15 protein-coding genes are annotated in these 14,513 nt (G+C 61.6%); 12 read left to right on the forward strand and 3 right to left on the reverse strand.

Annotated elements, in window-relative coordinates; translation table 11 throughout:
* Positions 1–44 precede the first annotated feature (44 nt).
* Positions 45–1,259, reverse strand: coding sequence for a multidrug effflux MFS transporter (locus R1W01_RS02765; protein ID WP_243613146.1), 1,215 nt, complete (start codon positions 1,257–1,259; stop codon positions 45–47).
* Positions 1,260–1,554: 295 nt separating this feature from the next.
* Between R1W01_RS02765 and R1W01_RS02770 the strand changes: the two genes are divergently transcribed.
* From R1W01_RS02770 to R1W01_RS02800, 7 genes are all read left to right on the forward strand, one after another.
* On the forward strand, positions 1,555–3,087 hold the full coding sequence (locus R1W01_RS02770) for an acyl-CoA carboxylase subunit beta (RefSeq protein WP_297757730.1): 1,533 nt from the start codon (positions 1,555–1,557) through the stop codon (positions 3,085–3,087).
* A gap of 74 nt (positions 3,088–3,161) precedes the next feature.
* Positions 3,162–3,518, forward strand: coding sequence for a hypothetical protein (locus R1W01_RS02775; RefSeq protein ID WP_243613144.1), 357 nt, complete (start codon positions 3,162–3,164; stop codon positions 3,516–3,518).
* A gap of 4 nt (positions 3,519–3,522) precedes the next feature.
* Positions 3,523–3,921: a DUF6497 family protein gene (locus R1W01_RS02780; protein WP_317275027.1), complete on the forward strand. Its 399-nt coding sequence runs from the start codon at positions 3,523–3,525 to the stop codon at positions 3,919–3,921.
* A gap of 214 nt (positions 3,922–4,135) precedes the next feature.
* Positions 4,136–4,282: a hypothetical protein gene (locus R1W01_RS02785; protein WP_243613142.1), complete on the forward strand. Its 147-nt coding sequence runs from the start codon at positions 4,136–4,138 to the stop codon at positions 4,280–4,282.
* Between the two features lie 72 nt (positions 4,283–4,354).
* Positions 4,355–4,714: a hypothetical protein gene (locus R1W01_RS02790; RefSeq protein ID WP_297757735.1), complete on the forward strand. Its 360-nt coding sequence runs from the start codon at positions 4,355–4,357 to the stop codon at positions 4,712–4,714.
* 349 nt (positions 4,715–5,063) lie between these two features.
* Complete coding sequence (locus R1W01_RS02795; protein ID WP_243613140.1) at positions 5,064–5,273, forward strand: hypothetical protein; 210 nt, start codon at positions 5,064–5,066, stop codon at positions 5,271–5,273.
* Between the two features lie 134 nt (positions 5,274–5,407).
* Entirely contained in the window at positions 5,408–7,453 is a 2,046-nt protein-coding gene (locus R1W01_RS02800) for an acetyl/propionyl/methylcrotonyl-CoA carboxylase subunit alpha (RefSeq protein ID WP_243613139.1), read from the forward strand.
* A gap of 105 nt (positions 7,454–7,558) precedes the next feature.
* Here R1W01_RS02800 and R1W01_RS02805 read toward each other — a convergent pair whose 3' ends face one another.
* Complete coding sequence (locus R1W01_RS02805) at positions 7,559–8,011, reverse strand: DUF4174 domain-containing protein (protein ID WP_243613138.1); 453 nt, start codon at positions 8,009–8,011, stop codon at positions 7,559–7,561.
* Positions 8,012–8,092: 81 nt separating this feature from the next.
* Between R1W01_RS02805 and scpA the strand changes: the two genes are divergently transcribed.
* Positions 8,093–10,243, forward strand: coding sequence for a methylmalonyl-CoA mutase (gene scpA, locus R1W01_RS02810; protein WP_279391782.1), 2,151 nt, complete (start codon positions 8,093–8,095; stop codon positions 10,241–10,243).
* Positions 10,244–10,360: 117 nt separating this feature from the next.
* Here the strand turns inward: scpA and nhaA are convergent, their stop codons facing one another.
* Positions 10,361–11,536, reverse strand: coding sequence for a Na+/H+ antiporter NhaA (gene nhaA, locus R1W01_RS02815; protein ID WP_297757743.1), 1,176 nt, complete (start codon positions 11,534–11,536; stop codon positions 10,361–10,363).
* An 83-nt stretch (positions 11,537–11,619) separates the two neighbouring features.
* On the opposite strand from nhaA, the gene R1W01_RS02820 reads away from it, so the two are divergent.
* From R1W01_RS02820 to R1W01_RS02835, 4 genes are all read left to right on the forward strand, one after another.
* A complete protein-coding gene (locus R1W01_RS02820; protein WP_297757746.1) occupies positions 11,620–12,225 on the forward strand; it encodes a VOC family protein in 606 nt (201 codons plus the stop codon).
* The gene (locus tag R1W01_RS02825) at positions 12,222–12,701 is read left to right on the forward strand and encodes a GNAT family N-acetyltransferase (RefSeq protein ID WP_243613134.1); all 480 of its coding nucleotides are present in this window, start codon (positions 12,222–12,224) and stop codon (positions 12,699–12,701) included. The genes R1W01_RS02820 and R1W01_RS02825 overlap by 4 nt, the downstream gene beginning before the upstream one ends.
* A gap of 66 nt (positions 12,702–12,767) precedes the next feature.
* On the forward strand, positions 12,768–13,451 hold the full coding sequence (locus R1W01_RS02830) for a molecular chaperone DjiA (protein ID WP_243613133.1): 684 nt from the start codon (positions 12,768–12,770) through the stop codon (positions 13,449–13,451).
* Complete coding sequence (locus tag R1W01_RS02835; protein ID WP_297757753.1) at positions 13,451–14,476, forward strand: endonuclease/exonuclease/phosphatase family protein; 1,026 nt, start codon at positions 13,451–13,453, stop codon at positions 14,474–14,476. The genes R1W01_RS02830 and R1W01_RS02835 overlap by 1 nt, the downstream gene beginning before the upstream one ends.
* Positions 14,477–14,513 lie beyond the last annotated feature (37 nt).

The following is a 14,513-nucleotide window of genomic DNA, read 5'->3' on the forward strand; positions in this document are numbered from 1 at the left end:
AATATAGCTTTGCAAACCCTGCGCGTCAGCCCCCTGATTTCGCCTCAGATGTGGAGGCGGCGAGAGCGGCGGATCACGAGATGGATCGCGATGATCGCACCGATGGCCGTGATGAGCATCAGGCCGAGGAGGGGGTAGGCCCCGGTTTCCGGCGACAAGAGCGCGCCAGCGAGGGCCGAAAGCCCCGCGCCGCCGCCAAGCATGATCGCGCCCGAAAGGCCCGACGCCGTCCCGGCAAGGTGCGGACGCACCGAAAGCGCGCCAGAGGTGGCGTTGGGGATCGACATGCCGTTGCCGAGGCCGACAAGCGTCATCAGGCCGAAAAAGCTCTCGGCTGAGCCAAGACCGACGGCAAAGAGGAGGAGCGACAAGGCAATGCCGATAAAATTGATATAGCAGCCCCATTTGACCATGGTGTCGACGCCGATCCGTGCCGAATAGCGGCCTGAGAGGAAGTTGCCGAAGAAATAGCCAAGCGCGGGCGCACCGAAGTAAAATCCCATCATCGTGGGGTTCATGCCGAAAAGCTCGGTCGCGACGAAGGGCGCACCACCGAGATACGAGAAGAACGCCCCCGAGGAGAAGCCGCAGGAGAGCGCATAGCCCCAAAAGCGCGGGCTCTTGAGGAGTTCGGGGTATTCGCGGAATTGGCGGCCAAGGGAGAGGCCGCTCTTGCGCCCGGTTTCCCCAAGGTCTTTCCATGTCAGGAACAGGACCAGCGCGCCGACGATAAACAAAAGCCAGAAATTGGCGCGCCAATCAAAGAACCCCTCGAGGACGCCGCCAATCACAGGTCCGAACATCGGCACCACGGCCATGCCCATCGTGACATAGCCGATCATCGCCGCCGCTTCGTCTTGGGGAAAGATGTCGCGCACCACGGCCCGGCCGAGCACCATCGCGGCGACCACGGTCGCCTGGGCCATGCGGAAGGCGAGGAAGATCTCGGCGGTCGGGGCGTAGATGCAGCCGATCGTCGCCACGAGGAACAGCGACAGCCCCCAGAGCACCACGGGGCGCCGCCCGAATTTGTCCGCGATCGGGCCGACGAGGATCTGCAGGAAGGCGTTCACCGCGAGGTAAAGCGCCACCGAAAGCTGCATGATGTGATAGTCCGTGTTGAACCATTCCGTCATCGCCGGCAACGATGGCAAGAAGATGTTCATGCAAAGCGCGGAAATCCCGGTGAGCAGGATCAGCGTGCTGATATGGGGCGGTGTGGCGCGGTCGAGGTATCGCGACTCGGGGCGATCAGTCATGTCTTCTGACCTAGGTCAAACAGTTGACTTATGCAACCTTTTCCCAGCATCTCGCGGAAAGGTGACGGGACGTCCTCTGCGCGATATTGTGGAAAGTGGCCATCCTGCCTATGACGAGGACGCGAGTTCTCCCTCCCGAGGGGCATGGATTGATTGGGCGTCTATGCCCGGCGTGAACTTAGCAAGTTTGCAATATTCACCGTCTGTATTTTCTGTGGTTTGCAAATTTGCCGGATTCTTCTTTGTGTCTGGGCCAAGACCTCTTAGTGTCGCGACAAATTCAAGGGGACCTATGATGAAAGATATTCTTCAGCAGTTGGAAGAACGCCGCGACACCGCGCGTCTTGGCGGTGGCCAGAAACGGATCGACAGTCAGCATGGCCGGGGCAAGCTCACGGCGCGCGAACGCATCGAGCTTCTGCTCGACGAGGACTCCTTTGAAGAGTTCGACATGTTCAAGACCCATCGCTGCACCGATTTCGGCATGGAAAAACAGCAACCCTATGGCGATGGTGTCGTGACCGGTTGGGGCACGATCAATGGCCGTATGGTCTATGTCTTCAGCCAGGACTTTACCGTGTTTGGCGGCTCGCTCTCGGAAACCCACGCCGAGAAGATCTGTAAGATCATGGATATGGCAGTGCAGAATGGCGCGCCGGTCATCGGCATCAACGACTCGGGCGGTGCACGTATCCAAGAGGGCGTGGCCTCGCTTGCTGGCTATGCCGATGTGTTCCAGCGCAACATCATGGCCTCTGGTGTCGTGCCGCAGATCTCTGTGATCATGGGCCCCTGTGCGGGCGGCGCGGTCTATTCCCCGGCGATGACCGACTTCATCTTCATGGTGAAAGACACGTCCTATATGTTCGTGACCGGCCCTGACGTTGTGAAAACCGTGACCAACGAACAGGTGACCGCAGAAGAGCTTGGCGGAGCCTCGACCCACACCAAGAAATCCTCGGTCGCGGATGGTGCGTTCGACAATGATGTCGAAGCCCTCGCCGAAGTGCGCCGCCTTGTTGACTTCCTGCCGCTCAACAACCGCGAAAAGCCGCCGGTGCGCCCCTTCTTCGATGAGCCGGGCCGCATCGAGGACAGCCTTGATACGCTGATCCCGGAAAACCCGAACACGCCCTATGACATGAAAGAGCTCATCACCAAAGTGGCGGACGAGGGCGATTTCTACGAGATTCAGGAAGACTACGCCAAGAACATCATCACCGGCTTCATCCGCCTCGAGGGTCAGACCGTGGGCGTCGTCGCCAACCAGCCGATGGTGCTTGCGGGCTGTCTCGACATCGACTCGAGCCGCAAGGCGGCGCGTTTCGTGCGTTTCTGCGACTGTTTCGAAATCCCGATCCTCACCCTCGTGGACGTGCCGGGCTTCCTGCCGGGGACGAGCCAGGAATATGGCGGCGTCATCAAGCACGGCGCGAAACTGCTCTTTGCCTATGGCGAAGCGACCGTGCCGAAAGTGACCGTCATCACCCGTAAGGCCTATGGTGGTGCCTATGACGTGATGGCGTCGAAGCATCTGCGAGGCGACTTCAACTATGCCTGGCCGACCGCCGAAATCGCCGTGATGGGCGCCAAGGGCGCAACCGAGATCATCCACCGTGCCGACCTTGGCGACGAAGAGAAGATCGCGGCGCATACCAAGGATTACGAAGATCGCTTTGCCAATCCTTTCGTGGCCGCCGAGCGGGGCTTTATCGACGAGGTGATCCAGCCGCGTTCGACCCGCCGCCGCGTGTCGCGCGCCTTTGCGAGCCTGCGCAACAAGAAGCTCACCAACCCGTGGAAGAAACACGACAACATCCCGCTCTGATCGCTTCTTCTCTGTAACAAATACTCCCGCCGGAGGCATGAAATCTGCTCCCGGCGGGACGTAAGGAGACCGGCTTGGCCCGAAATGACTGGCATATCTTGCGTGACGACACGCGCCTGACGTTGGCGCGTCAGGTTCCTGTGCGCTTTGACGTGAGCGCCGAGACGGTGCTGCCCGACGGCAGCCGTCTGGCGATCGCGCGGCAAGTGCGTCAGGATCTCTGGCGCCGCTTGCAGGGGCAGCGCGGCTTTTCGCCGGTGATTGAGGTCACCCGCGAGGGAGATCGCTGCCACGTGCGGGCTGGGGGGCGGATCGAGGGGCGCTTTGCCAAGGCGCGTCTGGAGGCCGAGATTGCCGATCTTTTGGCCGAGCCCAAGACCCGTGCCCGCTGGAGCGCCCATGCGGCGCATCGCGAGGTGCGCCATGGGTAGGCTCTTGCAGATTTTGAACATTGCCGCGTTTGGAGGGACCCTTGCGGGCGCGGCCATGGCCGGGGCTGAGGAGACCCCGGCCGTGCCCTCCGGCTATCACCTCTACCTGCAACAGAGCTTCTTTGAGACCCGCACTGACCAGAGCCGCGTGCTGCGCCTGCGCTATGTGATGCCCGCGATCGCCGAGGTGCCGCTTGGGTATGGCGCGGTAGAGGCGGATTTCCCTTATCTCTGTGCGTCCGTGGCGGTTCCGGTGCTGTCTGCGAATGACGAAACTGTCGTGCAGGTGATCATCTCTCTGGCCGATCAGGAGACGCCTTTCGGCGAGCCCGCCCCCGAAGCAACCCAGTATTTCGAGGCGTTTCGCGTCGAAGACGGGGCCTGTATCTGGGAGGGTTTCTGATGGCACCACTATATCTTGCGGCCTGTGCCGATGGGGGCGCGGCAAATGCGTCTTTCCGGCCACAACACTTCAACGGTGACGTCTATCTCTATATTTTTACGTCTGAATCCGCTATTCTGCGCCTCGGTTACACCCAAGTGACCTCGTATAAGAAACTGGGGCAGGCAGGGTCAAAAGACCTTGTTCAAACAAAGACAGAAAACTGGAGTAAGACATGTCGAACAGCTTCAAAGCACTCCTCGCGCTTGGCCTCGTGGCCTTTGTCGCAGCCTGCGCGGACACCGCGCCGGTCGAAGAATACGTCGTGGTCGATCCCGAGCCCATCTCGGAAGAGCCGGTCTACACCGGCAAGTGGAAATAATCCCACACTGACCTCTTGGCGGGCCGTTCGGCCCGCCGATTCCCGTTCCCTTCCGTCACGAAAGGGTGCGGTATGCTAAAACATCGTGGCTTTCCCAGCAGACTTCCGGGCACGGATTTTCAATTCACCATCCGCCGCGCCAACCCGCGTGGTGTGACGGAGATCGTGCGCCGAGAACGCTATCGCGACCGCCGTCCCGCCGACAAGCGCGCCGATGTCGGCTTTCTCAAGGCGCTTTGGGAACAGTTCGGCGATGCGCCTTTCGAGCGCGGCAACCTGGATGCCGGGCGCATCAGTTGGCTTTTCGAGCGCGAAGTTGTGGCGGCGGAAGAGCCTTTTGATCCGGCCAGTTACGACGCACTTTTGCAGATTGACGTGGGTGTTGCGCGCGCGTCTTTCCCCGAGGTGTTTGACGGGGAGGATTGGGCATGAATTCGCCGATGACCCGTCCTGCTGCGCAGAAAGCGGCCTATTTCCGGGATTTGTCACAGGGGGTGGTTGCGGGAACGCATTCGGCCACCCAAGTTGGTGTCATGGCAGTCGGGCTGACCAGGGCCTCTGCTTGTAACAGTATTCGTTACCCTTCCCCTTCCGGGTGGTCCGCTCGCGTTCCCTGCGGATCACCCGTTTTTCTTTCCGATCTGTGTTTTTCGTTTGAGACCAACCCGTTACGCAAGCGAAAGCTTGCCGATACCGGGCGGGGTCTTGCGAAAGGCCTTTCTTTCCCGCGTCGGAGGGTTCTAAATCCGAATGTAGCAGTACATTCGAGAGGAAAAGACCAATGCGTAGAACTTCGATTGCGGTCCTTGCAGGCTTCGCGGCGCTCTCGCTCGCGGCATGCGGGGACACGATGGGCGAACAGGCCCTCTATGGTGCAGGCACCGGCGCGGCCGCTTCGGCCATTCTTGACGGGAACCTTGTCACCGGCGCTGTCATCGGGGCTGGGGCAAACGTGCTTTATTGCCGCGAAAACCCGAGCAAGTGCGACTAATCTGAATTCCTCGGCGCGTTTCGGCGCGCTGACCACCGAGACCAAGCCATCGGCGCCTTTGGGCCGCCGGTGGCTTTTTTGTTGCCAGATGCCTGCCGCGATCCCGGCAGGCCAAGAACCAGAAGGGACATGACATGTTCGACAAGATCCTGATTGCCAACCGGGGCGAAATCGCCTGCCGTGTGATCAAGACCGCCCGCAAGATGGGCATCAAGACCGTCGCGATCTACTCCGATGCCGACAAGCAGGCGTTGCATGTGCAGATGGCGGACGAGGCGGTGCATATCGGCCCGCCCCCGGCGAACCAGTCCTACATCGTGATCGACAATGTCATGGCAGCGATCAAGGAAACCGGCGCGCAGGCGGTGCATCCGGGCTATGGCTTCCTGTCGGAGAATTCGAAATTCGCCGAGGCGCTCGAGGCTGCAGGCGTGGCCTTTGTCGGCCCGCCGAAAGGCGCGATTGAGGCGATGGGCGACAAGATCACCTCGAAGAAGATCGCACAGGACGCCGACGTGTCGACCGTGCCGGGCTATATGGGCCTGATTGAGGATGCCGAGGAAGCGGTGAAGATCTCTAACGAGATCGGCTATCCGGTGATGATCAAGGCCTCGGCTGGCGGCGGCGGCAAGGGCATGCGCATCGCATGGAACGATGACGAGGCACGCGAGGGATTCCAATCGTCCAAGAACGAGGCCGCGAATTCCTTTGGGGATGATCGGATCTTTATCGAAAAGTTCGTGACGCAACCGCGCCACATCGAAATTCAGGTGCTCTGCGACGCGCATGGCAACGGCGTCTATCTTGGCGAGCGCGAATGCTCGATCCAGCGCCGCAACCAGAAAGTCGTCGAAGAGGCGCCGTCGCCGTTCCTTGACGAGGCAACCCGCAAGGCCATGGGCGAACAGGCCGTGGCGCTTGCCAAGGCCGTAGGCTATGCCAGCGCGGGCACCGTGGAGTTCATTGTTGATGGCAACAAGAACTTCTACTTCCTCGAGATGAACACCCGCCTTCAGGTGGAACACCCCGTGACCGAACTCATCACCGGGGTCGACCTTGTGGAGCAGATGATCCGCGTCGCCGCGGGCGAGCCGCTCACCATCACGCAAGACGATGTAAAGCTGACCGGTTGGGCGATTGAAAACCGTCTTTATGCCGAAGACCCGTATCGCAACTTCCTGCCCTCGATTGGTCGCCTGACGCGCTATCGTCCGCCGGCGGAAATCGCGGCTGGCCCGATGCTCGTCAATGACAAGTGGCAGGGCGACGCGCCGAAGGGCGACGTGGCCGTGCGCAACGATACCGGCGTCTACGAGGGCGGCGAGATCTCGATGTATTACGACCCGATGATCGCCAAGCTCTGCACATGGGCTCCGACTCGTGAAGAGGCGATCGAGGCGATGCGTATCGCGCTCGACAGTTTCGAGGTCGAAGGCATCGGTCACAACCTGCCGTTCCTGAGCGCGGTGATGGATCACCCGATTTTCATTTCCGGCGACATGACCACCGCCTTTATCGAAGAGCAGTATCCGGACGGTTTCCAGGGCGTCGCGCTTGGCGAGAAGGACCTGCGTCGCGTGGCGGCGGCGGCGGCGGCAATGCACCGTGTGGCGGAGATCCGTCGCACCCGCGTGTCGGGCCGCATGGACAACCACGAGCGCCGCGTCGGCACTGATTGGGTCGTGACGCTGCAGGATCATTCCTTCCCGGTCACCATCGCGGCGGACCATGATGGATCGACCGTGACGTTTGATGATGGCGCGGTGATGCGTGTTGCGTCGGATTGGACGCCGGGCGACCAACTTGCCGAGATTGATCTCGATGGCACGCCGCTGGTGCTCAAGGTTGGTAAGGTTTCGGGCGGCTTCCGCCTGCGCACACGGGGCGCGGACCTCAAGGTGCATGTGCGCACCCCGCGTCAGGCCGAGCTGGCCGAGCTGATGCCGGAGAAACTGCCGCCGGATACGTCCAAGATGTTGCTCTGCCCGATGCCGGGCCTCGTCGTGAAACTCGACGTTGAGGTGGGTGATGAAGTGCAGGAAGGCCAGGCCCTTTGCACCATCGAGGCGATGAAGATGGAGAACATCCTGCGCGCCGAGAAGAAGGCCGTTGTCACCAAGATCAATGCGGGCGCTGGCGATAGTCTCGCGGTGGACGACGTGATCATGGAGTTCGAATAAACCATGACGATGGCGCAGCCATACCACGGACTGCTTTCGCTCGGGGCCATGCCCCGCGCGACGTGGCCGGGCTGCGCCCAGATCACGGTGGGGCGCCTTTCGCACCTAGCGGATCGGATCGGCGCGGCGGTCTTTGATTTCCTGCTGGCGCAACGGCATCTTGTCGATGGAACGAGAGATCTCGCGCACGTCCCAAGGAAAGGGTTTGCGCAGGTAGATCGTGCCGTCCTTGCCGATCAGCACCATCATGAATCCACGCGGGCGCAGCCGTTCGCGCAGGGCGGACTCGGACTTGGGGTCGGTATCGGTCAAGACGATCACATCGCGTTCGCGCAGCGCTTCGGGTCGCTCTTCAAGAAGATCGATCTGCTGGATGTACCGGGGGTCGTTGGGGCTGTCGGCAAAGACGACGACGGTGCGTTTCAACCAATGGAACGCATCAATCTCGATCTCTGTGCCGTCCACGAAGAGCGGATCAGCCTCGGGCTCGCCCGCCTCTTCCGCCGCAAGGGCGGGGCCGGTGAGAAACGCAATCAAAACAAGTGCCAAGCGGCGCATCTGGAACCCTCCTGTCGGGTTCAATATAGGTCGCAGCAAGGCAATTCATAGAGCTAACATGGTCGGAACGCAGATTGCGGTCTGACAAGCAAAGAGGACTGGAACATGACCAAGAAAGACGAGTGGTCGGCACTGGCGGAGAAGGAGCTTCGCGGGCGCCCGCTTGAAGACCTGAACTGGAACACGCTCGAAGGTATCACGGTCAAGCCGCTTTACACCGAAGAGGATACCAAGGATCTGCCGCATATGGGCAGCCTGCCGGGGTTCGGTCCCTTCACCCGTGGCCCCAAGGCGACGATGTATGCGGGTCGTCCCTGGACCATCCGCCAATACGCGGGCTTCTCCACCGCGGAGGAATCCAACGCGTTCTACCGCCGCAACCTCGCGGCAGGACAGCAGGGCGTCTCGGTCGCCTTCGACCTTGCAACGCACCGGGGCTATGACTCGGACCATCCGCGCGTTGTCGGCGACGTGGGCAAGGCCGGTGTGGCCATCGACTCGGTCGAGGATATGAAAGTCCTGTTTGACGGTATCCCGCTCGACAAGGTGTCGGTCTCGATGACGATGAACGGCGCGGTGATCCCGATCCTCGCGAACTTTATCGTCACCGGCGAAGAGCAGGGGCATGACAAATCGCTTCTGGCAGGGACCATTCAGAACGACATCCTGAAGGAGTTCATGGTCCGCAACACCTATATCTACCCGCCGGAACCGTCGATGAAGATCATCTCGGACATCATCGAGTATACCTCGAACGAGATGCCGAAATTCAACTCGATCTCGATCTCCGGCTATCACATGCAGGAAGCGGGCGCGAACCTCGTGCAGGAGCTGGCCTATACGCTGGCCGATGGGCGCGAATACGTGCGCGCGGCGATGGATGCGGGCATGGATGTCGACAAGTTCGCTGGCCGTCTGTCGTTCTTCTTTGCCATCGGTATGAACTTCTTCATGGAAGCGGCCAAGCTGCGCGCGGCGCGCACGCTCTGGCATCGCGTGATGACTGAGTTCGGCGCCAAGAGCGAACGCTCCAAGATGCTGCGCACCCACTGTCAGACCTCGGGCGTGAGCCTGCAGGAGCAAGACCCCTATAACAACGTGATCCGCACCGCCTATGAGGCGCTTTCGGCGGTGCTTGGTGGCACCCAGTCGCTGCATACCAACGCGCTTGACGAAGCCATCGCGCTGCCGACCGACTTCTCGGCCCGCATCGCGCGCAACACCCAGCTTGTCCTTCAGGAAGAGACCGGCGTGACCAATGTCGTCGATCCGCTCGCGGGGTCTTACTATGTCGAGAGCCTCACCAACGAGCTGATCGAGAAGGCGTGGGAGTTGATGCAAGAGGTCGAGGAGATGGGTGGCATGACCAAGGCCGTGGCCTCTGGCATGCCGAAGCTGCGGATTGAGGAATCCGCCGCGACCCGCCAGGCGATGATCGACAAGGGCGACGAGGTGATCGTCGGGGTCAACAAGTACCGCAAGGACAAGGAAGACCCGATCGACATTCTCGACGTGGACAACGTGGCCGTGCGCGAAAGCCAGATCGCCCGCCTCGAGAAGATGCGTGCGACACGCGACACCGATGCCTGCGAGGCGGCTCTGAACGAGCTGACCCGCCGGGCGAAAGAGGGGGGCAACCTGCTCGAGGCGGCCGTGGAGGCGGCGCGTGCACGGGCTTCTGTTGGGGAAATCAGCATGGCTATGGAAAAGGAATTCGGCCGTCACCGCGCCGAGGTCAAGACGCTGGCCGGGGTCTATGGCGCCGCCTATGAGGGCGACGAGGGCTTTGCCGCGATCCAGAAATCGGTTGAAGATTTTGCCGAGGCCGAAGGCCGTCGTCCGCGGATGCTCGTGGTGAAAATGGGGCAGGACGGCCATGACCGCGGCGCCAAGGTCATCGCCACGGCCTTTGCCGATATCGGCTTTGACGTGGACGTGGGCCCGCTGTTCCAGACGCCGGATGAAGCGGCGCAGGACGCGGTTGACAACGACGTGCACGTGATCGGCATTTCCTCGCAGGCGGCGGGCCACAAGACCCTCGCCCCCCAGCTTATCCAAGCGCTCAAGGAGCGTGAGGCTGAGGATATCCTTGTGATCTGTGGTGGCGTGATCCCGCAGCAGGATTACGACTTCCTGATGAAGGCGGGTGTGAAGGCGATCTTTGGCCCCGGCACCAATATCCCGGAAGCGGCTCAGGACATTCTGCGCCTGATCCGCGAAGCCCGCGCCTGACGCAAAAGGGCGGGGGGGCTGGCTGCCCCCCACGTCGCTTTTGTACCAAAAGCGACGATCCCCCCGCGAGTATTTTACAGAGAAGAAGAGGCGGCCCCCGAGTGGGGGCCGTTTTTCTTATTCGGCAGCCACCGGTTCTTCCTGCGGTGCGGTGACGAGCAGGAAATAGCCCAGCAGCCCCGAGATCAGCGAGCCGGTCAGGACGCCGAGGCGGGTCTCGTTCATCAGGGCGGGATCGGCATAACTCAGCCCGCCGATAAAGAGCGACATGGTAAAGCCGATCCCGGCAAGGCAGGCGATGGCATAAATATGGCGCCACGTTGCCCCGTGCGGCAGGCGCGCAAGGCCCATCTTCACCAAGAGCCATGTAAAGCCGAAGACGCCGACCTGTTTGCCGATCACGAGACCGAGGATGATGCCGAGCGTGAGCGGGTCGGTGAAGGCCGAGAGCGACAGATCCGAAAGCACCACGCCGGCGTTGGCAAAGGCAAAGACCGGTACGATGAAGAAATAGACATAGGGCGTCAGGCCGTGCTCGATCGAGTGCAGCGGGGATTTGCCCCAACGGTCATAGAGCGGGATGAAGAAGGCGGTGACCACACCGGCGAGCGTCGCGTGGACACCGGATTTCAGGACCAAGACCCAAAGCACCGTGCCAAGCAGGATGAAGGGCGCGATGCGGTGGATCTTCATCTGGTTCAACACGAAGAGCGCCGCCAGCGGCGCCAGCGCCATGACGAGGAAATGCACTTTGAGGTTGGCGGTATAGAACAGGGCGATGATGAGGATCGCGCCGATATCGTCGAGGATCGCCAGCGTCAGCAGGAAGACCTTGAGAGAGGTCGGGGCGCGGGCCCCCACGAGAGCAAGGATACCAAGGGCAAAGGCGATGTCCGTTGCCGCCGGAATGGCCCAGCCTGAGAGGGTCTCGGGGCTGTTCCAGTTGAGCGCGGCAAAGATGATGGCGGGAAAGGCCATGCCGCCCACGGCGGCGGCGCCGGGCAGGAGCACATCGCGCGGGTTCTTGAGCTTGCCTTCCAGAAGTTCGCGTTTGAGTTCAAGGCCGATCAGGAAGAAGAACACCGCCATAAGCCCGTCATTGATCCAAAGGATCATCGGCTTCTCGATCCCCTTGCCGTTCATCGACACTTCGCCGATGGTTTCGAGGATAAAATTGTAGGCAGGCGCAAAGCCGGAGTTGGCGATCAGCATGGCGGCCACCGTAGCCAGCATCAGCATGATGCCCCCGGCAGCTTCATGTTTGAAAAAGCGGTCTATAGCGGCGATGATCATCTGTATCCCTGAGTCAAATTGTCGTTCTATGACAGATGGGGTGATTTGGCGTCAGGACAATACCAAAAAGTGGGGAAACGCGCATGTTATTGGATCATTTGGCCGTCGCTGGCGAGACGCTCGAGGCGGCGGTTGCACATGTGGAAGAGGCGCTTGGCGTGGAAATGGGGCCGGGTGGGAAGCATGCGCATTTCGGTACGCACAACCGTCTGATCGGTCTTGAGGCGGGGCTGTATCTTGAGGCGATCGCCATTGATCCCTCGGCAAGTCCGCTCTCCTATCGGCGTTGGTTCGCGCTGGACGATTTTCACGGCGCGCCGCGGATCGGCAATTGGATCTGTCGCGTGGACGACCTTGAGGCCAGCCTCAAGAGCCTACCGGAGGGGGCGGGCAGGCCCGTGGACCTTGCGCGCGGCGACCTGCGCTGGCGCATGGCGGTGCCGCCGGACGGACGCTTGCCTTGCGGCGGGGCGTTTCCGGCGCTGATCCAGTGGCAGGTCGAGACGCTTCCGGGCGATACCCTGCCGGGCAAGGGCATCCGCCTTACGCGGTTCGAGATCGCCCATCCCGAAGCGCGTTGGCTGCGCGATGTGGTGCCGCTTGCGGATGCGCGGGTGATCTTCACGGAAGGCGCAGCAGAGATGCGCGCAACGTTTGAGACCCCGCATGGCGAACGGGTGCTCAGATGATGGTTCGGAGCGCGCGGGCGGGCGATGTGGCGGCAATGGCGGCGATCTGGAACCCGATCATCCGCGATACGGCCATCACCTTCACAACGGAGGAAAAGACCGCTGCCGGGCTTGAGGCGATGATTGCCGCGCCCGAGGGCCGATGGCTCGTTGCAGAGGAGGACGGTGTCGTTCTTGGTTTCGCGGGCTATGGCGCGTTTCGCGGTGGGCCGGGCTATGCCCATGCGCGCGAACATACCATCCTCCTTGGTGAGGGCGCGCGCGGGCGCGGGGTTGGGCGCGCACTCATGCGGGCGCTGGAGGCTGAGGCGCGCGATGCGGGCATCCACGTGCTTGTCGCCGGGATCAGCGCCGAGAACCCCGGCGCAGTCGCCTTTCACGCGGCCCTTGGCTTTGCAGAGGTCGGGCGGATGCCGGAGGTCGGGCAGAAGTTCGACCGTTGGATGGCGCTTGTCTTGATGCAGAAAATCCTCTGATGCGCCATTTTGCCAGTGCAGCATTTCGCGCCTGACTTTCCTGCTTTGCCACGATAGGCTTGGCCCATGTCGATCTGGACACGCATATCCGACGCGCTGGCCGCCCTGACCAAGGGCGAGGGGCTGACGGCTGTTTTTGACCGACTGAAAGCGCCGCCGGAACGCTCGGTCGCGTTTGCCATTGCGGTGGTGGCGCTTGGGGCGAAGATGGCCAAGGCGGACGGCCTTGTGACGCGGGATGAGGTGACGGCCTTTCGCGAGGTGTTCCGCATCGCGCCCGAGGATGAGGCCGGCGCGGCGCGTGTCTTCAATCTCGCCCGTCAGGACGTGGCGGGATTCGAGGAATACGCCATGCGTATCAAGGGCCTCTTCGGGCAGGAGAACGAGAGCTACTGCGATCTCATGGAAGGGCTTTTCCATATCGCGATGGCGGATGGCGAATATCACGAGAACGAGGATCGGTTCCTGTGGCGGGTGGCCGAGATTTTCGGCATGAGCGAGGCGGAATTCGCCTCGATGCGGGCGCGGCTCGTGCCGGATGCAGAGCCGGACCCCTACACGATCCTTGGCGTGACTCCGACGACGCCGATCCCGGAGATTCGCAAGGCCTGGCGCGCGCAGGTGCGCGAGACCCATCCCGACCGCATGATCGCGCGCGGCGTGCCGGAAGAGGCGGTGCAGATGGCCGAAACCCGGCTCATCGCGCTCAACCGCGCCTGGGAGGCGATCAACGAAAAGGCCGAGGCCTGATGCGGATCGCGACCTACAACGTTGAATGGTTCACCAACCTCTTTGACGAGCAAGGTCATCTATTGATGGACGATGGGTGGTCAGGGCGCCAAGACGTCACGCGGGCGCAGCAGATCGAGGCGCTTGGTATTGTGTTCACGGCGCTTGACGCCGATGCGATCATGGTCATCGAGGCGCCGGATGAGAACGGCAAACGTTCGACTGTGGCAGCGCTCGAGACCTTTGCCGCCGCCTTTGGCTTGCGAGCGAAGAAAGCGCTTCTTGGGTTTCGCAACGACACCCAGCAGGAGATCGCGCTTCTTTACGATCCCGAGGCCGTCACGGCGCGGCATGACCCGCTCGGGCCCGAGACTGGCAAGAAGGGCGCCGAGGATGCGCCGCGCTTTGACGGGGTGTTTCGGATCGACCTTGATATCGACGCGACCGAGGACATGGTGCGGTTCTCCAAGCCGCCTTTGGAGGTCGCGCTCAAGACTGCGAAAGGCACGGAGCTGCGCCTCATCGGCGCGCATCTCAAGTCCAAGGCGCCGCATGGTGCGCGCGGGCGCGACGAGGTCATGCGCATGTCGATCGCCAACCGGCGCAAGCAATTGGCGCAGGCGATCTGGCTTCGGCGTCGGGTCGAGGGGCATTTGGCGGCAGGGGATGCGTTGATCGTTCTGGGCGATCTCAACGATGGTCCGGGATTGGATGAATACGAGCATCTCTTCGGGCGTTCCTCGGTCGAGATCATCATGGGCAATGGGTCTGAACCTTGCCTTTACGACCCACATGCCCGCGAAGCCCTTGGGAGCCGGATCGGCGCGGCGGCGACCACCTCGCGCTTCTACCTTGCCAACGAGAAACGCTATCTTCAGGCGTTGCTGGACTATGTGATGATTTCGCAGGACTTGCGCGGTCACGATCCGCAATGGCGTATCTGGCACCCGTTCAACGATGTCGATTGCTGGTCCGTGCCAGACTTGCGCGCAGCCCTGCTTGCGGCGTCGGATCATTTCCCCGTGACGCTTGATATTGATATCTGACCCTTGAAAACAGGGGCATCGCGCCCCCAAATATATG

The organism is Shimia sp. FJ5 (assembly GCF_032918335.1).
In the GTDB taxonomy this organism is placed as follows: Bacteria; Pseudomonadota; Alphaproteobacteria; order Rhodobacterales; family Rhodobacteraceae; genus Shimia; species Shimia aestuarii_A.

Coding starts and splice junctions, on each gene's coding strand:
- R1W01_RS02830 (WP_243613133.1), top strand. CDS start 12,768: ATGTCGATCTGGACACGCATATCCGACGCGCTGGCCGCCCTGACCAAG.
- R1W01_RS02790 (WP_297757735.1), top strand. CDS start 4,355: ATGCTAAAACATCGTGGCTTTCCCAGCAGACTTCCGGGCACGGATTTT.
- R1W01_RS02805 (WP_243613138.1), bottom strand. CDS start 8,011: ATGCGCCGCTTGGCACTTGTTTTGATTGCGTTTCTCACCGGCCCCGCC.
- R1W01_RS02785 (WP_243613142.1), top strand. CDS start 4,136: ATGTCGAACAGCTTCAAAGCACTCCTCGCGCTTGGCCTCGTGGCCTTT.
- R1W01_RS02765 (WP_243613146.1), bottom strand. CDS start 1,259: ATGACTGATCGCCCCGAGTCGCGATACCTCGACCGCGCCACACCGCCC.
- R1W01_RS02800 (WP_243613139.1), top strand. CDS start 5,408: ATGTTCGACAAGATCCTGATTGCCAACCGGGGCGAAATCGCCTGCCGT.
- nhaA (WP_297757743.1), bottom strand. CDS start 11,536: ATGATCATCGCCGCTATAGACCGCTTTTTCAAACATGAAGCTGCCGGG.
- R1W01_RS02795 (WP_243613140.1), top strand. CDS start 5,064: ATGCGTAGAACTTCGATTGCGGTCCTTGCAGGCTTCGCGGCGCTCTCG.
- R1W01_RS02835 (WP_297757753.1), top strand. CDS start 13,451: ATGCGGATCGCGACCTACAACGTTGAATGGTTCACCAACCTCTTTGAC.
- R1W01_RS02820 (WP_297757746.1), top strand. CDS start 11,620: ATGTTATTGGATCATTTGGCCGTCGCTGGCGAGACGCTCGAGGCGGCG.
- R1W01_RS02770 (WP_297757730.1), top strand. CDS start 1,555: ATGAAAGATATTCTTCAGCAGTTGGAAGAACGCCGCGACACCGCGCGT.
- R1W01_RS02825 (WP_243613134.1), top strand. CDS start 12,222: ATGATGGTTCGGAGCGCGCGGGCGGGCGATGTGGCGGCAATGGCGGCG.